Origin of the sequence: Andreesenia angusta, assembly GCF_001855385.1 — a bacterium.
Lineage (GTDB): Bacteria > Bacillota > Clostridia > Tissierellales > Gottschalkiaceae > Andreesenia > Andreesenia angusta.
In genome coordinates this window covers 1-22,215 of the sequence record NZ_MKIE01000001.1, presented here as the reverse complement: position 1 = coordinate 22,215, position 22,215 = coordinate 1, and the positions used below count along the sequence as shown (strand labels likewise).

Sequence of the window (22,215 nt, the reverse complement as noted above, 5' to 3'; positions counted from 1 at the left end):
TATGTTAACGAAATTATTGGCGATGGAGGTATGTGGATGAGTGACTTCGTAAAGATAATTATGCTGGCTGCTATAGGTGCAGGGATAGGGTGGATTACAAACTATATAGCTATAAAGCTTATGTTTAGGCCGCTTAACCCTGTGTCGATCGGGGGAATAAAACTACAGGGACTTATTCCTAAGCGAAAAGCCGAGATTGCAAAGAGTATAGGACAAGTGGTGGAGCAAGAACTGCTGTCTATGGATGATCTTGTGGGCAAACTCATGCAGGAAGAAAATATAGCTCCGGTGAAAAACGGAATGAGATTTAAAATAAGAGAGGTAGTCGAAAACAAGCTTCCAAGCATTATTCCGGCGAGTATAAAGAACATGATAGTTTCCTATATAGACAATATAGTCGAGGAAGATGGAGATAGAATCATACAGGAGTTTATAGAAAACCTGTCCAAGGAAGAGGGCGGAAAGATAAACTTCTCTGAGATAGTGGAGGAGAAGATAAATTCCTTTGAGCTAGATAAAATAGAACAGATAGTTGTAGATATAGCCAACAAAGAGCTTAAGCATATAGAAGCTATAGGGGCATTCCTTGGGCTTGTGATAGGTCTAGTACAGGGGGCAGTTGTGGTGTTTGCCTAAACAATATAAAAGAAACTGCTTGACAGAGCTTCTTTATGGCTGTATAATACACAGAGTAAGATTTAAATGAGACGAAGAAGAAGTTATCCGCTTCTCACCTTGTAGCCTGGGCTCTCAAGGTAAATATGCTTGAAATTTTAAGTGTGGCTTTTATTATAAGAAGGCGGATAGTTTTTTGCTATCCGCTTTTTGGTGTAAAAAAATATAGGAGGTGTTCCGCTATTAAAGAACTTCAAATCAACGAAGAGATAAGAGATAGGGAAATAAGGCTTATAAGTGAAGCTGGAGAGCAGCTTGGTGTTGTGCCGTGTAAAGAAGCACAGAAAATGGCAGAAGAAAAAGAGCTTGACCTAGTTAAGATATCGCCTAATGCAAAACCACCGGTTTGCAAGATAATGGACTATGGAAAGTACAAGTACGAGCTAGCTAAGAAAGAAAAAGAAGCTAAGAAAAAGCAGAAGATCATAAGCATAAAAGAAATAAGACTTACCCCTAATATAGAGGAAAATGACCTGCAGACAAAGGCCAAGAAAGCCAATGGATTCCTGAAAGATGAAGACAAAGTCAAAGTCAGCGTCAGATTCAGAGGAAGAGAGCTGGGTAATACAGCCGCAGGAAGAGAAGTACTAGAGAGATTTGCAGAGCTAACTTCTGAAAATGGAGTAATAGATAAAAAACCTAAGCTTGAAGGTAGAAATATGGTGATGTTCTTGTCACCTAAAAGCTCGTAGTTTTAAAAAAGGAGGAAACAATAATGCCAAAGATGAAGACTCATAGAGGAGCAGCTAAGAGATTTAAGAAGACTGGATCAGGAAAATTAAAGAGATTTAAAGCATATAAAAGTCACTTAACAGCTAAGAAAAGCGCTAAAAGAGTTAGAAACTTAAGAAAAGCTACTACAGTTAGCAGTGGAGATGCAAAGAGAATAAGCCCACTACTACCATATTAATAGAGATTGAAGGAGGAAGAGTTAGATGGCAAGAGTAAAAAAATCTACAAATGCTAGAAAAAAGCATAGAAAAATACTAAAGCTCGCTAAAGGATACTACGGAGCTAAGAGTAAATTATATAGACCAGCAAACCAAGCTGTTATGAAGTCGCTAGACTACGCTTACGTTGGACGTAAACTTAGAAAGAGAGATTTCAGAAAGCTTTGGATAGCTAGAATAAACGCAGCTGCTAGAATAAATGGAATATCTTACAGCAAGTTTATAAGCGGACTTAAGAAAGCTGGAGTTGAAGTGAACAGAAAAATGCTTTCTGAAATGGGTATATACGATCCACAAGGATTTGCTAAACTAGTTGAAATAGCGAAAAACGCTTAGTAAATAGCAGGTGAAACGAGAAGCTCTTAAGGAGCTTCTTTTCTTTATATTAAAAGTATTTGACAAATAGAGCTAAAGTTATAGAATAGGATTGAGAGACGACTTGGAGGTGGTAGAAATAGACTTTAAAAGTGGAATAAAAAGTTTAAAGCTGAAGCCGGCGAGGGTGCTTGTGCTGGGAATAGCTGGAATAATCCTCTTGGGGGGACTTCTTTTAAACCTTCCAATAGCTTCGAAGGATGGAGCTAGCGTAGGTTTTCTGAACGCGCTTTTCACTGCCACATCGGCTGTGAGTGTGACAGGGCTTGTAGTAGTGAATACGGCAGAGCATTGGACTGTATTTGGTAAATTGGTGATAATAGTGCTGATTCAGGCGGGTGGACTTGGATTTATGACACTTGCGACCCTTATCGCCTTGATACTTGGGAAGCGAATAGGGCTTAGAGACAGGCTTATAATACAGGAGCAGCTGAATCAATTCAATCTATCGGGAGTAGTGAACTTGGCCAGATATGTGATACTTTCGACTTTTGCGATAGAACTTGCAGGGGCCATGCTGCTCTCGACCAGTTTTATACCTAAGTATGGAATTTTCAAAGGGATAGCTTATTCTCTATTTCACTCCATATCTGCTTTCTGTAATGCCGGATTTGACATAATAGGAAACAGTATGGAGGATTTTGTAGGAGACCCTGTGGTTATACTCACAATAAGCGGACTGATAATACTTGGAGGGCTCGGGTACACTGTTTTTATGGAGATTACAAGGAACAGGACATATATACTTAAGAAGGCATCGCTCCATACCAAGATGGTGTTTAAGGTCAATGCACTTCTTCTAGTCTCAGGGTTTGTGTTTGTAATGCTTGTGGAGTACAATAATCCAAGTACGCTAAAAATACTGGATTTCAACGAGAAAGTGCTGGCATCTATATTTCAGACTGTAATAACTAGAACAGCAGGATTTAACAGTGTAAACCTTGGCGGACTTAGGCCGGCCACGGTGCTTTTCTTTGTAATACTTATGTTCATAGGAGGTTCTCCAAGTTCCACAGCTGGAGGTATAAAGACCACCACGTTTGGAGTTATAATGGGAACTCTTGCATCTATAGTAAAGGGCAAGGATGATGTGGAAATAATGGAGAGAAGAATTCCGCTTCACCTTGTGTTTAGAGCTTTTGCGATTGCGATAATCAGTATGACTGTGATTATAACTATGACAATGATACTTACGTTTACTGAAGACCAGGTATTTCTAGACCTTCTATTCGAGGTGACCTCGGCTTTTGCGACTGTAGGTGTTACTAGGGGAATCACTCCGGAACTATCTGGGATAGGGAAAGTCGTTATAATTACAACCATGTTTATAGGCAAGGTGGGGCCTCTTACACTGGCTTTTGCACTTGCTAAGAGACACAGGCAGTACGATGGAAAGTATAGATATCCTGAAGATAAGCTTATGATAGGATAAGAACGCAAGAGGAGTGAAGAAAATGAAAGACTTTGTAGTTATAGGATGTGGAAGGTTTGGGCAAAGTGTAGCAAAGAGTCTCTATGCAAAAGGACATGATGTGATGGCTGTGGATATAGATCCGGAGAAAGTCCAAAACATCTCGGACTACGTAACCCATGCCATAGAGGTTGATGCCATGGACGAAGCCGCGCTTAAGGCCATAGGCGTTAGAAACTTCGACGTGGCTGTTGTAAGCATAGGGTCTGATATACAGGCATCTATACTCACTACGCTTATAGTGAAAGAGCTAGGGGTAAAATATGTCGTAGCCAAGGCGCTGAACGATATACAGGCGAAAGTGCTATACAAGATAGGAGCTGACAGAGTTATATTCCCGGAGCGCGACATGGGAATTAGGCTTGCGCACAGCCTTGTCAAGAACAACGTGCTAGACTATATAGAGCTAGATCCAAACTACTCGGTGATGGAGATAACTGCCCTTAAAGACTGGGAAGGAAAGACTCTAAAAGAGCTCCAACTCCCTACAGAGTATGGCGTCAACATAATGGCCATAAAATGTGGAGATGACGTAAATGTATCGCCTTACGCTGAGGATGTTATAAAGCGAGGAGACATACTCATAGTGATAGGGAACACTGAGAATATAAATAAGCTAGGAGAAGATGACTAGTGAAACATGGTCTAGAGATAGATAGTCACTCTAATCCAAGGTTTAAATGGCTGAAATCTCTTTTGAAAAAGAGGAGTAGATGGAAAGAGTCTGCATTCATAATCGAAGGAGTCAGGAGCGTAGAGCAAGCACTAGACAGCGAGCATGAAGTCGAGTGCATAGCCTACTCTGACTTGATTAGAAAGACAGATAGAGGCTCTAACCTGCTAGAGAGAATACAGCGCTCAAACACAAAGAATTTTTGTTTGGACGAAAAGCTCTTCAGGGAGATATCAGACACTGAGGAGCCACAGTGGATAATGGCGGTTGTGAAGTTTGGGTTTAAAAGTCTGGAGGAATCCCTGAAAACAGAGGGAAACTTCTTCGTGCTCCTAGACAGAGTTCAGGACCCTGGAAATATGGGGACTATAATCAGGACTGGTGAGGCCTTTGGGGCGAACGGAATAATAGTCACAGATGGGTGCGTAGATGTATATAATTCCAAGACAGTCAGGTCTACTATGGGGGCGCTGCTCGACATATCGCTTATATACTACGAAGACATAGAGGAAGCCATCTCTGAGCTAAAGTCTAGGGGTATAAAGATAGTCTCGAGTTCTTTAAACACCGAGAACATGCTCTACGATATAGACCTCAGAGAAGATATGGCGCTTGTGGTCGGAAATGAAGGCTCTGGAATATCTGAAAGAGTTGTAGAGCTCTCAGACGAGCTGGCCAAGATTCCAATGGTAGGGAAAGCTGAGTCTCTTAACGCCGGTGTGGCTTCGGGGGTATTTATGTACGAGGTGCTGAGGCAGAGGATTGAACAAAAGTAGTGACTGTGATATAATTCAACTGAAAAGAGCATACACAAAAGTTACGATGGAGATAAGTACAAGGAGATGGACCAGATCAGAGAAAGTGCAACTAGGCTGGAATTGCGCTTAAAGACTTCTTGGAAATTTCACTCCTGAACTGCCGGGCTGAAAAGGGAGTAGGCCTGTGCCGGCAAAGCCGTTAAACGAAGAGAGACTTACTTAAGATATATCAAGAGTAATTAGGGTGGTACCGCGGAAGACTTCGTCCCTTTTAGGAGACGAGGTTTTTTTGTGCTTATATTTATCTATAAAGAGAAAGGAGCGAAAAAAATGAAACAACAGTTAAAAGAGATACAGGATATTGCACTTGAAAAGCTGGCCAAAGTTTGCGACTTAAACGAGCTAGACCAGATAAGAGTACAGTACCTTGGAAAAAAAGGAGAGCTTACAGGGGTCTTAAGAGGCATGGGAGCTCTATCTAAAGAGGAGAGACCTGTTATAGGTCAGGTAGCCAACGAGGTCAGAGAGGCCATAGAGAACAGGATAGAGGAACTGAAAGAGGAACTTAAGCAGAGAGTGAGAGAGGCCCAGTTCAAGGCCGAGAAGATAGACATCACAATGCCTGGCAAGAAAGTTGCAAGCGGGAAGAAACACCCTCTTTTAAAGAGCATAGAGGAGCTTGAAAACATATTTATGACTATGGGATTCGACATAGTGGACGGGCCTGAGATAGAGACTGTCTACAACAACTTCGACGCTCTGAACTCCCCTGAAGACCATCCTTCAAGAGACGAGAGCGACACTTTCTATATAACTGACAACATACTGCTCAGAACGCATACATCTTCGGTGCAGATAAGGGCTATGGAGAACAGAAAGCCTCCTATCAGGATAGTTTCGACTGGAAGGACTTTCAGATTCGACGCAGTCGACGACACTCACTCGCCTATGTTCCATCAGCTAGAGGGGCTTGTGGTGGACAAGCACGTGAATGTAGCCAACTTAAAGCACACTATAGACCTCTTTATAAGAGAGATATTTGGAAATCAGCTGGAGACGAGGTTCAGACCACATTACTTCCCGTTTACAGAGCCAAGCGTAGAGGTGGACGTGGCTTGCTTTAAATGCCTTGGAAAGGGCTGCGAATCTTGCGGAGGAACAGGATGGAGCATGGAGCTTCTAGGCTGTGGAATGGTTCACCCTAAAGTGCTTAGAAACTGTGGGATAGACCCTGAAGAGTACAGCGGATTTGCATTCGGACTTGGACTAGACAGAATAGCCATGGTCAAGTACGGAATAAACAACATAAGACTGCTATTCGAAAACGACAAGAGATTCTTGCAGCAGTTCTAGAAGAGGAGGAATAGGAATGTTAGTACCTGTTAAATGGATGAAGGACTATGTAGACATAGACGGCATAGATATAAGGGAGTTGGCGGACAAGCTGAACTCTTCTGGCTCTCACGTAGAGGCCATAGAGAAAGTGGACAAGGGAGTAGAGAAGGTAGTAGTTGGAAAAATACTCGAGATAGAAAAACACCCAGACGCAGACAAGCTAGTTGTAACCAAGATAGATGTAGGTGAGGACGAGGCTGTACAGATAGTCACTGGGGCGAGCAATGTAAGCGAAGGAGACTACGTGCCGGTGGCGCTTGTAGGAGCGAAACTGCCTGACGGACTCAAGATAAAGAAGGGAAAGCTTAGAGGGATAGCTTCTTACGGGATGCTCTGCTCGGCAGACGAGCTTGGAATCGACGACAGCGTAGTTCCAAAAGAGCAGAAAGACGGAATATTTATACTGGACCAGGCTTACGAGCTAGGACTCGACATAAGAGAGGTCATGAACCTTTCAGAGGAAGTGATAGAGTTCGAGATCACGCCTAACAGACCTGACTGCTTCAGCATAGTTGGAATGGCGAGAGAGACTGGAGCTTCTATAGGCAGAAACATCACTATGCCTTCAGCAGAGCTTAAAAGCGAAGAGGGAAGCATAGAGGACTACTTCGGTGGAGTGGAAGTCGAGGATTCGGAGAACTGCAAGAGATACTACGCCAAAGTGATAAAAGACGTAAAGATAGGGCCATCTCCTATGTGGATGCAGACAAGGCTTATGGAGGCCGGAATAAGGCCTACAAACAACATAGTGGACATAACCAACTATGTGATGGTGGAGCTTGGACAGCCACTTCACGCCTTCGACCTAAACAGCTTGCGTGGAAACAAGATAGTGGTCAAGAGAGCTGAGGACGGAACGGTGTTCAAGACTCTAGACGGAGTTGAGAGAAAGTTGGACAGCTCTATGTTGCTTATAAACGACGGTGAAGGGCCTGTTGCTATAGCCGGAATTATGGGCGGGCTTGACAGTGAGGTCACTCCTGAGACGACTTCTATACTGGTGGAGTCGGCGAGCTTCGACTCTAAGAACATAAGGCTGACTTCTAAGAAGATAGGCCTTAGAACAGAAGCTTCTTCGAAGTTCGAGAAAGGTCTTGACCCTAATATCTCAAAGCTTGCGTGCGAGAGGGTATGCCATCTTGTAGAGGAGATAGGAGCTGGAACTGTTGTGGCCGGAGCTTACGACCAAGGCGGAGAGCTTCCTTCAGAGAGAGAGATAAGAGTGTCTGTAGAGAAGATAAACGGACTGCTTGGAAAGGAACTGTCTGAGGAGAGGATAGTGGAGATACTGAATTACCTCGAGATAGAGTCAAGTGTTGAATCAGGAGATGTATTGTCTAAGATACCTACTTTCAGAGGCGATATAGCCATAGATGTGGACATAGTAGAGGAAATAGCCAGAGTATACGGCTTTGAAAATATAGAGTCCAAGCCTCTAGAGGGAGTGCTGAGCAGAGGTAAGAAGACATGCAAGAGAAGCTTTGAAGGAGATGTAAAAGACCTGCTTGTGGGCATGGGACTTTACGAGATAATGACTTACTCTTTTATAAGCCCTAAAGTCTACGACAAGCTTAGAATATCTGAGCACAGCATAATGAGAAACTACGTAACGCTTAGAAACCCTCTAGGAGAGGACTACAGCGTGATGAGAACTACGCTTATGGGAAATGCACTAGACGTGCTTTCGAGAAACTACAAGCGTGGAGTGGAGAGCATGATGACCTGCGAAATAGGAAACACTTTCGTACCAAACGAAATTCCTGTAGTGACACTGCCTAAAGAGAAGAAGATACTCTCTATAGGGATGTACGGTGACGATGCGGACTTCTTTACGCTCAAGGGCATAGTTGAAAACATACTCGAGTACATGGGCATAAATCACGCCGAAATAGTGAGAGAGGAGAACAACCCTAGCTTCCACCCTGGAAGAACTGCCTGCATAGTGTGCGAGGAGTATCTGCTTGGAACTATGGGAGAGGTTCATCCGGAAGTGCTTGAAAACTACGAGATGAAGGAGAGAGCCTATATTGCAGAGCTAGACTTTGACAGGCTTTTCTATCTATCAGACAGAAGCAAGAAGTACAAGCCGCTTCCAAAATACCCTTCTATAAGCAGGGATATAGCGCTGCTGGCTGACGAGGACCTTGCTGTTGGGGATATAGAGAGAGTTATAAATGAAAACGGAGGAGCACTCGTGGAGGAAGTCAAGCTTTTCGACGTATATACAGGAGACCAGATAGAAAGCGGCAAGAAGAGCATAGCCTACTCTATAGTCTACAGGTCGGAAGAGAAGACGCTTACAGACGAGGAGATACTGCCTGTTCACGAAAAGATACTCTCTGAACTGGAGTCAAAACTGAATATAAGCCTTAGAAAATAAATAAGACGATCTTCGGATCGTCTTTTAGCTTAACTTTTGGGCCTTTAAAAGCTATAATAGATATATAACGATATGCGAGAGCACATGAAAATGAGGAGAGATACTATGGCCGACAAGAAAAGAGTTCTAGTTAAGATAAACGACCAGGAATTTACTGTGGTCAGTACAGAAGCTGAAGAATATGTGGTGGAATTAGCGAGATACGTAGATGAGAACATAGGTGAGATACTCGCCAAAAACACAAAGTTAAGCAGGAATATGGCGTACATACTTGCGGCGTTCAATATAGCTGACAATTTTTATAAAGAGAAGGAAGCGCTGGAGCAGTTTAGAAGTGAGTCCAAGGAGCCTATAGAGAACTGTGAAAAATACAGAGCCGAACTTTTGGAGATAAACGAACTGTACGCCAAGTTGAAAGCGGATACAGATGGAATGAAAGACGAGCTAATACACTCCAAAAGAGAGGTTGAGAAGCTATCTAAAAAAGTCGCAGAGTATGAGCAGACAGTGAGCATAAAGAGCAGTGAGGTTGAAAGCAGCGAGAGCAGAATAAAAGAGCTGCAGGACAAGCTGTTCAAAGAGCAGATGGAGAAGGAAAAGCTCAAGAAAGAGCTTAAGGAAAGGCAATAGTGAGGAGAGATAGAATGGTAAATAAAGTGGAGTTACTGGCACCGGCGGGAAGTATGGATGCGCTTAAGGCCGCAGTTGAAAACGGTGCAGATGCCGTGTATTTGGGAGGAAGATGCTTCAATGCAAGACAGTACGCTTCCAATTTTGGTGAAGAAGAGCTTGAGGAGGCAGTCAGGTACGCCCATAAGAGAGGTGTCAGAATCTACGTAACCATGAACATATCTCTAAAGCAGGAAGAGCTTAAAGACGTGGACGACTATTTAAAGTCCCTCTACGAAATGGGGATAGATGCAATTATAGTCCAGGATCTGGGGCTTTTGAAGCTTGTGAAAGAGAGATACCCGGACTTTCCGGTGCATGCAAGCACCCAGATGACTGTGCACAACAGCTACGGCGTGGCCAATCTTAAAAGTGCTGGATGCTCTAGAGTAGTTCTGGCAAGAGAGCTCTCTTATAACGAGATATCGGAGATAGCGGAGAAGACCGACTTGGAGCTAGAGGTATTTGTGCACGGTGCGCTATGCGTATCCTACTCAGGACAGTGCCTTATGAGCAGCATGATAGGGGGCAGAAGCGGGAACAGGGGTACTTGCGCCCAGACTTGCAGGATGCCTTTTTCAATTGAGAGAAGCCGGGATGGAAAGCATCTAGAGGCGAGCGGAGAATATCTGCTGAGCCCCAAGGATTTGAATACGCTAGAAGACATAGGCAGGCTTATAGATATTGGAGTAAAGTCGTTTAAAATCGAAGGCAGGATGAAAAAGCCGGAGTATGTGGCGATAGTTGTATCCAAGTACAGAAAGGCGATAGACTCATATATAGCTGGAAACGGCGAGACTGCAAGTGCAGAGGACAATCATGAACTGGCCCAGATGTTCAACAGGGGATTTACAAAAGGGCTTCTAGGAGGAGACTTCGGAGAGAGTTTCATATCGATAGAGAAGCCCAGCAACAGAGGGATTTACCTTGGGGAGGCGCTGTCGGTGCAGGGGCGGAATGTCACTGTAAAGCTTGAGACAGACGTGGCCCTTCAGGATGGACTTGGCATAGACAACGGATCAGGAGAGAGCAAGTCCGCAACTGTGGACAGGATATACATGAAGAGAAAGGCCATAGAGAGCGCGTCAAAGGGCGAGATTGTGGCGCTAGACCTCTATGCAAAGGTGTCGTCTGGAGACAAGCTCTACAAGATATACGACAAGAAGCTCGCAGACAGGGCCAAGGAGACTTTCCAGGATATAGAGCAGGAGAAGCTGGGGCTGGACCTGGAGCTTGAAATAGCCATAGGAGAAAGACCAGTGCTAAAGACTGTATACGGTGGAGAGCTAGTGACTGTAGAAGCTGACAGATTGGCAGAGCTAGGTGTGAAGAGCAGCCTTACAAAAGAGAAGGTCACAGAGCAGATAGGGAAGTTCGGAAACAGCGACTACGAGATGAAGAGCTTAGAGCTTTCGCTCCAAGATGGCTCTTTCCTTCCGCTGAGCGTGCTAAACGAGCTCAGAAGAAAGCTTTCAGAGGAGCTGGACAGCAGAAGAATCAAGCTTGAGAATAGGCAAAGGGATGCTGTAAATCCTTTTGACGGATACGAATTCAAAGAACACAGCTACTCTGGCACAAAGCTGTCTGCAAAGCTTGGAAAGCTGTCTCAGGCCAAGTATCTTGACTGCGAAAAGCTCTCGAGGGTTTACTTACCCATAGAGGAAGGCACGGAGTCGGTGGCCAAAGAGCTGAAGTCGGAAGGCGTGGAGGTCTATGTCTACACGGACAGAATAGTCAGAGATTCGGAATTTAAATCTCTTAAACAGAATTTATCGAAGCTAGGTGAAAGTATAGATGGCGTTATGTGCGGAAACATAGGCGCTCTTGAGTTTGTAAGCTCTGAAATGCCTGGCATGGGACTCTGCACCGACCTTGGGCTTAACGTGTTCAACTCCGAGTCTGCAAAGTACCTTGAGCGCTTCGGGGCTTCTGGCGTGACGATATCTCCAGAGCTCAACTTCAAGGAGATAGAAGAGCTCACAGAGAGCTACGGGTTTGAGTACGAGGCCATAGTCTACGGCTATCTTCCGCTTATGACCATGGTGCACTGCCCTATGTCGCTTGTGAAGAAATGCGGAAGCAACAGGGACTGCGAGAGATGCGAGTTCAAATCAGGCTATGAGCTTTCGGACAGAAAAAACATGAAGTTCAAGATTCAGAGAGTGAAAGACATAACCACAATATACAACGGACAGAGGCTCTTCATACCGGAGCATATAGGAAAGCTCGAAAGTGCAGAGATAAGCTATGCAAGGCTTGACTTTACAGACGAGAGAGAAGAAATCTCGGAGATACTGGATATCTACCACAGCGCATTGGAAGGCGTGGCTGACAGACAGAGTGTAGAGAGGTACAAGGAGGAGCTAGGGGACAAGGCCGCATTCACAAAAGGCCATTACTTTAGAGGAACGATTTAGTTAAGGAGAATTTTATGAGAGAAAAGACGCTTAGAGTACTTGAGTACTACAAGATAATAGAGAAGCTGTCCCAGAAGGCGGAGTCTTCACTGGGAAAAGATATAATAGCCAAGATGGCGCCACAAACTGAACTGGATTCGGTGGAGAAGCTTCAAAGGGAGACGGACGAAGCAGTAAAAGTGCTTGTAAAGAGAGGATCGCCTCCTATGGGCGGGATAAGCGATGTAAGCGCAGAGCTAAACCTTGCAGAAAAAGGAGGGGTGCTTTCTCCAAGAGGACTTATGAGAGTCGGCGGAACACTCAGAGCCTCTAGAAATATAAGAAACTTTCTCTTCAAAGACGGCATGGAGGAAGTGGAGATAGACTACGTGAAGGCGCTTGTATCCGAGCTTGCCATATACAGAGACTTGGAGTCGGAGATAGAGAACGCCATAGTGGGAGAAGAGGAGATATCGGACAGCGCAAGCCCTCTTCTGAAGAATATAAGAAGGCAGATAAAGGCCAAGAACGACGGGATCAGGTCAAAGCTGAACTCTATAGTCAACTCGCAACACCACAGAAAATACCTTCAAGATGCGATCATAACAATAAGAGAGGGCAGGTATGTTGTGCCTGTAAAGCAGGAGTACAGGTCCGAGTTCAAGGGGATAATCCACGACCAGTCTTCAAGCGGGGCTACGCTATTTATAGAGCCTATGGAGATAGTGAATTTGAACAACGAGCTGAAAGAGCAAAAGCTGAAAGAGCAGGCCGAGATAGAGAGGATACTCACCGAGCTCTCTGCAAGTGTCGGAGAGGTAGCGTTCGACCTCAAGTCCAACCTCAAGATACTGGCCCAGGTAGACTTCGTGTTCGCAAAGGGAAAGCTCTCGCTTGACATGAGAGGTGTAAGGCCTCTTGTCAACGCGGAAGGTTTTATAGAACTGAAGGAGGCGAGGCATCCGCTTCTGAGCGACAAAGAGGTCGTGCCTACCAACTTCCACATAGGGAACGGACTAAGCACGGTTGTCATAACCGGTCCTAACACCGGTGGAAAGACGGTCACGCTTAAGACTGTAGGGCTTCTGACGCTGATGGTGCAGTCGGGGCTTCAGATACCTGCAAACCACGGAAGCACCGTGGGTATATTCAAGAACGTGTTTGCAGACATAGGAGACGAGCAGAGTATAGAGCAGAGCCTCAGTACTTTCTCCTCACATATGACCAATATAGTCGATATGCTGGACAATCTAGAGTACAACTCGCTTGTGCTATTTGACGAGCTGGGAGCCGGAACGGACCCGACAGAGGGGGCCGCTCTTGCCATATCGATACTTGAGCACCTCCGCCAAAGAGGGATAAGGACGCTGGCGACTACACACTACAGCGAGCTAAAACTCTACGCTCTCTCGACTGAAGGTGTGGAAAACGCCTCGGTCGAATTCGACGTGGAGACTCTTAGGCCTACTTACAGGCTGCTTATAGGGGTTCCTGGAAAGTCAAATGCCTTCGAGATATCCAGAAGGCTTGGACTTGGAGACTATATAATAGACAAGGCCAAGGAGCTTATATCCAAAGAGGACATAGAGTTTGAGGATATACTCTCGAATCTGGAGCATGACAGAAGGGAAGCTGAAAAAGCCAAAGAAGAGAGTACGAAGCAGAGAGAAGAAGTGGAGAAGCTGAAGAGAGAGCTCGCTGAGCAGAAGCAAAAACTGGAGAGCTCTAGGGATGCGATTCTAATAGAGGCCAAGAGAGAGGCCAAGAGGATACTTTCAAATGCGAAGTCTCAGTCAGACACCGCCTTAAAGGATATAAGAGAAGTCTGGGATGAGATAGAGCAGGAGAAGAGAAACAAGCTTGAAAACGCCAAAGAGAAGCTGAAATCTGGGCTGAACAAGATAGACTCAGGTATAACAGAGAAGATAATCTCCAAAGTCTCCGCCAAGCCGCTTAAAGAGGTGAAGGTCGGAGAGGAAGTCAGAGTGCTTTCGTTCAATCAGGACGGGACTGTCCTGTCGGGAGTTGACAGCGATGGAAACGTGCAGGTTCAAATCGGGGTTATGAAGATAACTGTGCCCCTAAACACGATAGAGAGATCTAGTAAAAAGACTAAGACAGAGACGAGCAACTACGCCAAGAGCATGATAAAGAACAAGTCTAGGGATCTCAAGCCTGAGATAGACATAAGAGGGCAGAACATAGAAGAGGCCAGCATAGAGGTGGACAAGTATCTAGACGACGCATATATGTCTGGACTCAAGGAAGTGACCATAATACACGGAAAAGGCACAGGTGCCCTTAGAACCGGAATAGAGAAGATGCTCAAGAAGCACAGGCATGTGAGAAGCCAGAGGATGGGAGCTTATGGAGAAGGCGGAATGGGAGTCACTGTAGTTGAACTTAAATAGGGAGTGATTTTATGTATCTTATAAGCGCTTGCTTGCTAGGTAAAAAATGCAAGTACAACGGGGAGAGCAATTACGACTCCAACACAGTGGAGTTCAGCAAGCGTGTGGACTACGTGGAAGCATGCCCGGAGGAGCTGGGCGGATTGCCTACACCGAGAGTCCCATGCGAGATAGTGGGCTCCAGAGTGGTTTCAAAAGACGGAACAGACTGCACAGAGGAGTTCCTGTTGGGCGCCAAGAATACTCTGGAAATAGCCAAAGAGCGTGGCGTAACAAAGGCCATACTCAAGAGCAAAAGCCCTTCCTGCGGCATATACGAGATATATGATGGAACTTTCAGCGGAGTGCTGAAGATAGGGCGAGGCATTACGGCCGATATACTAGAGCAAAACGGGATAGACCTTTACAGCGAAAGGGACATGGAGCTTCTGAGCAAGAACTTCAAAAGTCGAAGCTACATTTAAGAGGAGGAAGATATTTTGATAGATTTTAAAAAAGCCATAGTTGAGATGATAAGCGAAAAAGTGGAAGGTGTGGAGCCTTCGGATATAGAGAGCAGCATAGAGGTGCCACCTAACTACGACCTGGGAGACTACGCACTGCCTTGCTTTAGGTTTGCAAAGGCTATGAGAAAGTCACCTAACATAATAGCCGAGGAGCTGGCCAAAGAGCTTGGGGAGTCTGACTACTTCGGGAAAGTCGAAAACGTGGGAGGCTATATCAATTTCTTTGTAAACAGAGAGCTTCTGGCTGAGACTGTACTGAAGGAAGTGCACGACAAAAAAGATAGTTTTGGAAAGAGCGAGATGGGCTCTGGAAAGAACATAGTCATAGACTATTCATCGCCTAATATAGCCAAGTCGTTCCACGTAGGACATCTAAGGTCTACAGTCATAGGAAACTCGCTCTACAGGATATACAAGCATTTGGGATACAACGCCATAGGAATAAACCACCTAGGGGACTGGGGAACTCAGTTTGGAAAGATGATCTGCGCCTACAAGAAGTGGGGAGACGACGAGGCCATAAAGAAAGAGCCTATAAAAGCGCTTCAGGCGCTGTACGTCAAGTTCCACGACGAGTGCGAAAAGACTCCGGAGCTTGAAGATGAGGGCAGAGCCTGGTTCAAGAAACTCGAAGACGGAGACGAGGAGGCCAAGCGAATCTGGAAGTGGTTTGTGGACATGAGCCTTGAGGAATTCGAGAGAATCTACAAGCTTCTAGACGTGAAGTTCGACTACTACACAGGCGAAAGCTTCTACGAAGACAAGATGGAAGCGGCCATAGAACTTATGAAGGAAAAGGGAGTCGCAAAGGAGAGCGAAGGTGCGCTTGTGGTGGATCTAGAGGAGTACAATATGCCGCCTTGCCTTATAGTCAAGAGCGACGGAACTACTATATATGCCACTAGAGACATAACGGCGGCGCTCTACAGAAAAGAGACTTTCGACTTTGAAAAGGCCATCTATATAACAGACTACGCCCAGAACCTCCACTTCCAGCAGTGGTTCAAGGTTATAGAGCTTATGGGATACGAATGGGCTGATAAGCTTATACACACACCTTTTGGAAGGGTCAGTACAGAGGAAGGCAAGCTCCAGACGAGAAAGGGAAATGTAATACTCCTAGACGAGCTGCTGAGCAAGTCCATAGAGAAGGTAAGAGAGCTTATAACAGAGAAGAACCCTGAGCTAGAGAACCAGGAGGAGACAGCTAGGCAGATAGGCATAGGGGCTGTGATATTCAACGATTTAAGCAACGGCAAGATAAAAGACGTGGTTTTCAACTGGGACAGGATGCTGAGCTTTGAAGGCGAGACAGGTCCTTACGTTCAGTACACACATGTAAGGGCCAAGAGCGTGCTTAGAAAGGCCGGCGCGGAGATAAGCCAGGATGTAGACTACTCTAAAATAGCCGACAACGACTCAGCAGACGTGATCAGGATGCTTCAAAGCTTCCCAGAGACAGTTGTAGCAGCCATGGAGAAGAACGAGCCTTCTTTCATAGCTAGGCATATAGTGGACCTTGCTCAGAGCTTCAACAAGTTCTACCATGAGTGCCCTATACTTTCGGCGGATGAAGAGACAAAGGCTGCAAGGCTTCTAGTGGTGGATTCAGTGGCGTCTGTACTCAAGACTGGACTGTATTTGCTTGGAATAGAGGCTCCAGAAAAAATGTAAAAAGGGGTGGTGGCATTTGCCTCCACCTTTAAACATAATGGGGGTGAGCACTTTGAATACTAAGAAAGTTGGAAAGATAACTCTGGCACTTACACTTATATTTCTAGGGGTGGTGCTGCTATTTAGGACAAGAATAGATGTGCTTGAGATACTGGAGGTCTATATACCGGCTGCCCTTATAGTGCTTGGGCTTGAGATACTGGTGTCTAAAGCTTACTACGAGAAGAAGGGTTATCAAGTGAAGGCTGACATAGGGAGCATAGTCTTGACTGTGATGATAGCGCTTGTAGTCGGAGGAGTCCTCTTTACGTTCAGGATATTTGAAGGCAATATGATGAACATAGATATGCCCAATTTAAACATAATAAACGAAGCCAGGTACAGATACGGAAGAGAAGTAGACGGAAGCATAGAGTCGGAAGTGGGAAGCAAGCTGAAACTGGACACTGCATACTCTGACGTGGAAGTGCTAAGAGCTGACGGAGAAACGGTTAAGATAGAGGGCAGAGTTAACTACAGATACAACGACGAAGGAAGCTCAAACCTGAAGCTTGAGGACTTTGTATCTGTCAGAAAAAATGGAGATACACTCGAGATATCTTACAACAAGAGGGAAATAGAGAAGCTCCAAGAAATAGGGATAGAGGATATAAGCTACAGAGTCTACGTTCCGGAAGGAGTGGAAGCTATTTCTACAGATGTTTCTTACTCGAGCCTCAGCTTGCGAGACTTGAAGCTCAAAAGCTCCGAGACAAAGGCTAACTACGGAGAACTGTATATTTCAAACTTAGACGGAGACTACAGTGTGAGCGGAAACTACACAGATATAAGCATAGACGGAGTTCAGGGAAATGTAGAGGCCAATTCCAACTACGGGGATATGGAAGTCAAAAATGTAAGCGGCAAGATAGTTTCAAAGGTCACATACTCTGACCTTGATATATACAACTCCAAGGCGACGCAAGCTGGATTAAAGGTAGATGGAAGCTACTCGGATATATCCATAGACCTACCTTCAAGCCAGACAGGGAAATTCGATGTAAAAGTCAAATTTGGCGAACTGGATATGGGCAAGTTCAAGGGAGTTCCTGGACTGAACATATCCGGAGAAAGAGCAGAAGGAAGAGTTGGAAACACGGAGATACCTATAGAGGTGAATATGGAGATGGGCGATATAAATTTTGAATAGAGGCGGTAGATGATGAAAGAAGAAGAGCTGAAACAAATCATTTCTAGAGGGTTTAAAAGAGGAAAGATGGATTCAGGCTTCTGGTCTTATGAAGTAGAGCTTTTTCTCGTAGTATTAAAGTCTATGGTCCCCGACCGTGAAAGCGGAACGAACAAAGTGGACTATGTTAGATTTCAAAAAGAGCTTGAGCTATGGAGAGACTATAGGCATGGCGGAAATCGGGCTGTTATGGATGCAATCAAAGGCGATTATGAAAGCTACTGGAAGGCGGAAGACGAGAGCATAGCTTTCAGAGTTTTGGCCATAGCTTTAGCCAACGAATCGGTGGAAGGCATAGTGGAAGAGTCGCTTAAAAACACGGCTTATTTCACAGGAAACAGCGAACAGATAGTTCAATCATCATATATGGGCGCGTTTCTAGGTCATCTGTTCAACTCGGAAAGTCCTGACCGTATTAAAGAGTTTTCAAGAGAGGCCGTAGTGAAGCTTTCTCTGAAAGAGGATATACTGGATGCAAAACTACTTAAACTGGAACTGAACGAATCTAGGACAAGGTATGTAGTCGAGTTTGAGAGAAGCAGGATTGAACTACTCGGCAAGCTCTCTGGGAACAGCACAGAGAAATATCCTTACGTGGACACTCTGCACGGACTGCTAGAAGGAGAAGTAGATGAAGAGGAAACTATATTTGAAGCTTTTACAGCTATCAAGCACGGAAAAGACGATGCTGACACAGATAGATTTTCTGAGATCATGGCCAGATATATCTGGAAGCTTAGAAAGGGTTGGATAGATCCCGAGCAGATAGAGATAAAAGAATATATAGAACCGGATATATTCAGCATGGAGTTAGGGGAAAAGAGCTACCACAGCTTGCTGAACAGGATAGAGTTGATATCTGTAGAGATGCAGGATAGCTTTGAAATAAGACATATTGGGACAAAGACAGGAGTATACAGGTTCTTTAAAAGAAAAAACGGCAGATAGATCTCTGCCGTTTTTACCCTCTTAAGTATTCTATAAATTCATTTTCAGATGACTCAGCAAGCTCGCTGAGTTCTTTTATTATATTATTCCTAAGCTGAAGAAAATCATCTTCCTTGCTGTTGATACCAGTATATTCAAGCGCTTCTAATATCATAAGCATATCGTTTTTGGATATTTCAGATATAGTTATTTTTTCGAACTCCTGCAAAATACACCCTCCCTTTTTGATCGTTACAATATATTATAGCATTAGTTTGAAAAAAATGTAGAAGTCGATTAAAATTAAAACTATAAATTTAAAGAGAAGAGGATTGATATGAAGGTACTGCTTTCTACACTGAATTCAAAATATATACACACGGCGCTCTCACTGAGATACTTGAAGGCTTTCGCTGAAAAAGAGACAGACGTTGAAATAGAGATAGCCGAATACACCATAAACCAAAATATAAACCATATAATAGGGGAGATATACAGAAAGATGCCGGACGTGCTGGCGTTTTCGGTCTATATATGGAATGTCTCAGAGATACTCAGCATCTCGGAGGCCATAAAGATGCTGCTTCCAGATGTGAAAATAGTACTTGGGGGACCTGAAGTCTCTTTTGAGACGGAAAGTCTGATAGCCGAAAACAGCGCTGTAGACATAGTGATATCTGGGGAAGGCGAGATAAGCTTTGCTGAGGTCCTAGTCGCCTTGAGGGGCGAAAAGCCTTTGAGCACAGTCTTGGGAATAACTTACAGAGACGGGGACTGTGCAGTCGTAAATCCGTCTCGTACAGAGCTTGCAGATCTTTCAGAGATTCCAGACGTGTACAGCGGAGACCTAGAGGAATACGAGAACAAGATAATATACTACGAAAGTTCCAGGGGTTGCCCTTTCAACTGCAAGTTCTGTCTTTCGTCCACTATAAAAGGTGTCAGATTTTTCGACATAGAGAGAGTGAAACGAGATTTAAAGAGGTTTTTAGACGCCAAAGTCAAGCAGGTCAAGTTTATAGACAGGACTTTCAACGCCAAGAAAGCGCATGCTATGGAAGTGCTTAGGTATATACTGGAAAATGATAACGGGTATACGAACTTCCACTTTGAAATAACAGCACATCTCCTAGATGATGAGATGATGGAACTGCTGTCTACACTTCCGCCTGGACTTGTCCAGTTCGAGATAGGAGTTCAGTCTACAAACAGCGAGACGATAGATGCCATAAACAGGACTACAGACTTTGAGAGGCTTTCAAAGTCTGTAGCGAAGCTGAGGAGCTTGCAGAATATACATCTGCATCTCGACTTGATAGCGGGGCTTCCGCACGAGGACTATAGAAGCTTTGAAAAGTCTTTCAACGATGTCTACAGTCTTAAGCCAGAGAAACTTCAGCTCGGCTTTCTGAAGCTGCTAAAGGGTTCGAGCCTCAGGGCTGAAAGGGAGCTCCATGGATTCAAGTTTATAGACAGAGCTCCTTATGAAGTGCTGGAAAACAGATATATGCCTTACAGTGATATGCTCAGGATAAAGGACATAGAGGAGCTGGTGGAAGTCTACGGAAACGAGAAGGACTTTGAAAAGACGGTTTCCTATATGATTGAAAATATATACCGCTCGCCTTTTAGGTTTTACGAAGCGCTGTCTGAATACTGGAGAGAGAATGGGCACTATGAAAGCCCACACAGCAAAGTGGTGCAGTACAAGCTTTTGAAGGAGTTTGCCGAAAAAAAGCATGGAAGCGACATAGACATGATGACAGAGCTGCTTAGGTTTGACTTTGTAAGGAATACAAGGTCGCCTAATGTCCCGGAGTTTCTTGGAGGGAAGTCTGGCGAGCTGTCAAAAGAAGAGAAGTACCTGCTCTTAAGAGACGAGGAGATGAGGAACAGGTACTTTGGAGATGTAGATGAGCGAGACTACAATAAGCTCCATAAAAAGCTTCACTTTGAAAAGTTTAAATACAGCATGGATGGAGAACCATTGGAGTCTGTATATATGTTCGACTACAGTGTAAGCGAAAGAGAGCTTCAAAAATCGAGAGTTTTGGATATAAAAGATGAGCTGGAAAGGGTGATGAGATGTCTAGGATAGAGGAGTATTTCAAGAAAAAGACGAGCGAGCTTTCGTTTATAGAGCTGAAAGAGGGGAGTTCTATAGATGTAAACGGATACAGGATTTACAGCGAGACGCCGCTTCCGATACTTACAGAGAGCTTGATAGAGGAAGTAAAAAGCGGAAATCCTGAGGAGGAAGTCAGGTTTTCGAATATGATAGATGGCATGATATATACGATAGGGGTGGATCCTGAGTTCGTGCACGCAGAGGAGTACAAGAAGGCACTTTACAGCTACGACAGCAAGATAGAGGAGTATATAAAGTACCTTGGAGTAGAGAACTTGAAGAAGAGTCGGATAGACGATGCGATCATCTGCTTTAGGGCCAATATAGAGCTAAACCCTGAAGATGACGATGCCAGATACAGCTACGCTGTGGCTATGGAGGAGAGGGCGAAGAGAGCCTATGAGCTTGGAGACAAAAAACTTGGGAGCGAGTTTCTAAAGGCTGCACTTTTCCAGATGCAGAAGATAGCGTCGAAAAACAGGCCCATAACATACTACAAGCTGGGCTACTACTACAAGCACTTCAGTGAGTTCAGAAAGAGCAAGATATACTGGGAGAAGTTCCTTCATTTCGGGCGCGAGAAGGAACTATTGGACGAGGTGAGAGATCAGCTTGAATCGACAGAGGACGACGTGATATACGAAGAGGGATACAGCAAGATACTTGAAGGCAGGGCAGTAGAGGGAATAGAGACACTGCTTCCGCTTGTGCAGAGACACGAAGGATGGTGGAATCTTAGCTTTATGCTGGGACTGGGCTACAGGCAGATAGGGGAAGTAGACGAAGCTATAGAGTACTTTAAAGAAGTGCTGGAGTTGAACCCTGGACAGATAGACAGCCTGAATGAGCTTGGGCTTTGTTATGCCTCTAAGTATGAGTTTGAAAAGGCCATAGAGATGTTCAGTGAGGCCATAAAGATAGAGCCTAGAAATCATGAGGTAATATGCAATAGAGGTATGGCGAAATTTCAGATAGGACAGTTAGAGGAAGCGAAGGCGGATATAGAAAGGGCTTACAGAATAGACCCTGAAGACGAGATAGTTATAGCTTGCAAAAAGGCTGTAGAATTGTCTTAGAGCTATACTGCAAAGAGATCAGGCGCAGAGCGGAACATTCAGACAGTGAAGTATTCTGCTCTGCAAATAAAAAAAGAACGAGAAAACTATTGACATGCATGCTAGATAGTGTTAAGATAAGCAAGTTGTCTCTGAGAGATGGCGAAAGAGAAACAAGTTGAGTTAAGACAGCATTAAAGAAACGTTAAAAAGATTTAAAAAAGCTATTGACACCATGAACTGGTTGTGATATAGTAGATAAAGTAGTCAGCGGGGAACAAACGCCGACTGCGATGAACTTTGAAAGTTGAACAGTAAAAAGCAAGTTAATTCCTTAAGATCGACCGCAAGGGAGATCAAATTAACGGATGATCAGACATCCAAAAAAACTGAAAAAACAGTCAGCAAGACTGACCAAGATAAACTTTTTAAATGAGAGTTTGATCCTGGCTCAGGATGAACGCTGGCGGCGTGCTTAACACATGCAAGTCGAGCGAGAGAACTCGAAGGAAAACTTCGGTCGGAATTCGAATGATCTAGCGGC

The 22,215-nt window shown here is 44.5% G+C and carries 19 protein-coding genes, 1 rRNA gene and 1 other annotated feature; of the genes, 19 read left to right on the top strand and 1 reads right to left on the bottom strand.

The genetic code is table 11. The annotated features are described in order from the left end of the window. The first annotated feature begins 36 nt into the window (after positions 1–36). The 16 genes from EUAN_RS00100 to EUAN_RS00025 all read left to right on the top strand — a co-directional run bounded on the left by EUAN_RS00100 (position 37) and on the right by EUAN_RS00025 (position 18,509). Complete coding sequence (locus EUAN_RS00100) at positions 37–636, top strand: DUF445 domain-containing protein (protein ID WP_071060449.1); 600 nt, start codon at positions 37–39, stop codon at positions 634–636. Positions 637–857: 221 nt separating this feature from the next. Further along, positions 858–1,367 carry a translation initiation factor IF-3 gene (infC, locus tag EUAN_RS00095; protein WP_245674421.1) on the top strand — a complete coding sequence of 170 codons (510 nt, stop codon included), beginning with the start codon at positions 858–860 and terminating at the stop codon, positions 1,365–1,367. 23 nt (positions 1,368–1,390) lie between these two features. Continuing rightward, positions 1,391–1,585 carry a 50S ribosomal protein L35 gene (gene rpmI / locus EUAN_RS00090; RefSeq protein WP_071060447.1) on the top strand — a complete coding sequence of 65 codons (195 nt, stop codon included), beginning with the start codon at positions 1,391–1,393 and terminating at the stop codon, positions 1,583–1,585. 25 nt (positions 1,586–1,610) lie between these two features. Further along, on the top strand, positions 1,611–1,961 hold the full coding sequence (rplT, locus tag EUAN_RS00085; RefSeq protein ID WP_071060445.1) for a 50S ribosomal protein L20: 351 nt from the start codon (positions 1,611–1,613) through the stop codon (positions 1,959–1,961). Between the two features lie 91 nt (positions 1,962–2,052). Then, entirely contained in the window at positions 2,053–3,432 is a 1,380-nt protein-coding gene (locus EUAN_RS00080; RefSeq protein WP_245674402.1) for a TrkH family potassium uptake protein, read from the top strand. Positions 3,433–3,454: 22 nt separating this feature from the next. Continuing rightward, positions 3,455–4,105, top strand: a complete 651-nt coding sequence (locus EUAN_RS00075) for a potassium channel family protein (RefSeq protein ID WP_071060443.1) — start codon at positions 3,455–3,457, stop codon at positions 4,103–4,105. Beyond that, positions 4,105–4,920, top strand: coding sequence for a TrmH family RNA methyltransferase (locus tag EUAN_RS00070; RefSeq protein ID WP_071060441.1), 816 nt, complete (start codon positions 4,105–4,107; stop codon positions 4,918–4,920). Before EUAN_RS00075 ends, EUAN_RS00070 begins: the two co-directional genes overlap by 1 nt. Positions 4,921–4,954: 34 nt before the next feature. Continuing rightward, positions 4,955–5,175: a binding site (T-box leader), on the top strand. A gap of 57 nt (positions 5,176–5,232) precedes the next feature. Continuing rightward, complete coding sequence (gene pheS / locus EUAN_RS00065) at positions 5,233–6,255, top strand: phenylalanine--tRNA ligase subunit alpha (protein ID WP_071061148.1); 1,023 nt, start codon at positions 5,233–5,235, stop codon at positions 6,253–6,255. A 16-nt stretch (positions 6,256–6,271) separates the two neighbouring features. Further along, positions 6,272–8,677 carry a phenylalanine--tRNA ligase subunit beta gene (gene pheT / locus EUAN_RS00060; protein WP_071060439.1) on the top strand — a complete coding sequence of 802 codons (2,406 nt, stop codon included), beginning with the start codon at positions 6,272–6,274 and terminating at the stop codon, positions 8,675–8,677. Between the two features lie 105 nt (positions 8,678–8,782). Further along, entirely contained in the window at positions 8,783–9,307 is a 525-nt protein-coding gene (locus tag EUAN_RS00055; RefSeq protein ID WP_071060437.1) for a cell division protein ZapA, read from the top strand. 14 nt (positions 9,308–9,321) lie between these two features. Then, positions 9,322–11,763, top strand: a complete 2,442-nt coding sequence (locus tag EUAN_RS00050) for a U32 family peptidase (protein ID WP_071060436.1) — start codon at positions 9,322–9,324, stop codon at positions 11,761–11,763. A 14-nt stretch (positions 11,764–11,777) separates the two neighbouring features. After that, a complete protein-coding gene (locus tag EUAN_RS00045) occupies positions 11,778–14,153 on the top strand; it encodes an endonuclease MutS2 (protein WP_071060434.1) in 2,376 nt (791 codons plus the stop codon). 11 nt (positions 14,154–14,164) lie between these two features. After that, the gene (locus EUAN_RS00040; RefSeq protein WP_071060431.1) at positions 14,165–14,617 is read left to right on the top strand and encodes a 2-thiouracil desulfurase family protein; all 453 of its coding nucleotides are present in this window, start codon (positions 14,165–14,167) and stop codon (positions 14,615–14,617) included. 15 nt (positions 14,618–14,632) lie between these two features. Next, positions 14,633–16,333, top strand: coding sequence for an arginine--tRNA ligase (gene argS / locus EUAN_RS00035; protein ID WP_071060430.1), 1,701 nt, complete (start codon positions 14,633–14,635; stop codon positions 16,331–16,333). Between the two features lie 52 nt (positions 16,334–16,385). Then, on the top strand, positions 16,386–17,522 hold the full coding sequence (locus tag EUAN_RS00030) for a DUF4097 family beta strand repeat-containing protein (protein WP_071060428.1): 1,137 nt from the start codon (positions 16,386–16,388) through the stop codon (positions 17,520–17,522). A gap of 9 nt (positions 17,523–17,531) precedes the next feature. Further along, positions 17,532–18,509, top strand: a complete 978-nt coding sequence (locus tag EUAN_RS00025; RefSeq protein WP_071060427.1) for a hypothetical protein — start codon at positions 17,532–17,534, stop codon at positions 18,507–18,509. A gap of 13 nt (positions 18,510–18,522) precedes the next feature. Here the strand turns inward: EUAN_RS00025 and EUAN_RS00020 are convergent, their stop codons facing one another. After that, positions 18,523–18,717 carry a hypothetical protein gene (locus EUAN_RS00020; protein WP_071060426.1) on the bottom strand — a complete coding sequence of 65 codons (195 nt, stop codon included), beginning with the start codon at positions 18,715–18,717 and terminating at the stop codon, positions 18,523–18,525. Between the two features lie 108 nt (positions 18,718–18,825). Here EUAN_RS00020 and EUAN_RS00015 point away from each other — a divergent pair, with 108 nt between their 5' ends. The 3 genes from EUAN_RS00015 to EUAN_RS00005 form a co-directional block, all read left to right on the top strand. Further along, positions 18,826–20,586: a B12-binding domain-containing radical SAM protein gene (locus tag EUAN_RS00015; RefSeq protein WP_071060424.1), complete on the top strand. Its 1,761-nt coding sequence runs from the start codon at positions 18,826–18,828 to the stop codon at positions 20,584–20,586. Further along, positions 20,574–21,692: a tetratricopeptide repeat protein gene (locus tag EUAN_RS00010; RefSeq protein WP_071060423.1), complete on the top strand. Its 1,119-nt coding sequence runs from the start codon at positions 20,574–20,576 to the stop codon at positions 21,690–21,692. The genes EUAN_RS00015 and EUAN_RS00010 overlap by 13 nt, the downstream gene beginning before the upstream one ends. Before the next feature lie 407 nt (positions 21,693–22,099). Then, positions 22,100–22,215: ribosomal RNA gene (locus tag EUAN_RS00005) — 16S ribosomal RNA — on the top strand; the annotation flags it as partial.

Excerpts from the sequence above, each read along its gene's own strand:
- rplT (WP_071060445.1), top strand. The coding sequence starts at position 1,611 with ATGGCAAGAGTAAAAAAATCTACAAATGCTAGAAAAAAGCATAGAAAA.
- EUAN_RS00010 (WP_071060423.1), top strand. The coding sequence starts at position 20,574 with ATGTCTAGGATAGAGGAGTATTTCAAGAAAAAGACGAGCGAGCTTTCG.
- EUAN_RS00015 (WP_071060424.1), top strand. The coding sequence starts at position 18,826 with ATGAAGGTACTGCTTTCTACACTGAATTCAAAATATATACACACGGCG.
- EUAN_RS00055 (WP_071060437.1), top strand. The coding sequence starts at position 8,783 with ATGGCCGACAAGAAAAGAGTTCTAGTTAAGATAAACGACCAGGAATTT.
- pheT (WP_071060439.1), top strand. The coding sequence starts at position 6,272 with ATGTTAGTACCTGTTAAATGGATGAAGGACTATGTAGACATAGACGGC.
- EUAN_RS00045 (WP_071060434.1), top strand. The coding sequence starts at position 11,778 with ATGAGAGAAAAGACGCTTAGAGTACTTGAGTACTACAAGATAATAGAG.
- pheS (WP_071061148.1), top strand. The coding sequence starts at position 5,233 with ATGAAACAACAGTTAAAAGAGATACAGGATATTGCACTTGAAAAGCTG.
- EUAN_RS00075 (WP_071060443.1), top strand. The coding sequence starts at position 3,455 with ATGAAAGACTTTGTAGTTATAGGATGTGGAAGGTTTGGGCAAAGTGTA.
- EUAN_RS00040 (WP_071060431.1), top strand. The coding sequence starts at position 14,165 with ATGTATCTTATAAGCGCTTGCTTGCTAGGTAAAAAATGCAAGTACAAC.
- EUAN_RS00100 (WP_071060449.1), top strand. The coding sequence starts at position 37 with ATGAGTGACTTCGTAAAGATAATTATGCTGGCTGCTATAGGTGCAGGG.
- EUAN_RS00025 (WP_071060427.1), top strand. The coding sequence starts at position 17,532 with ATGATGAAAGAAGAAGAGCTGAAACAAATCATTTCTAGAGGGTTTAAA.
- rpmI (WP_071060447.1), top strand. The coding sequence starts at position 1,391 with ATGCCAAAGATGAAGACTCATAGAGGAGCAGCTAAGAGATTTAAGAAG.
- EUAN_RS00050 (WP_071060436.1), top strand. The coding sequence starts at position 9,322 with ATGGTAAATAAAGTGGAGTTACTGGCACCGGCGGGAAGTATGGATGCG.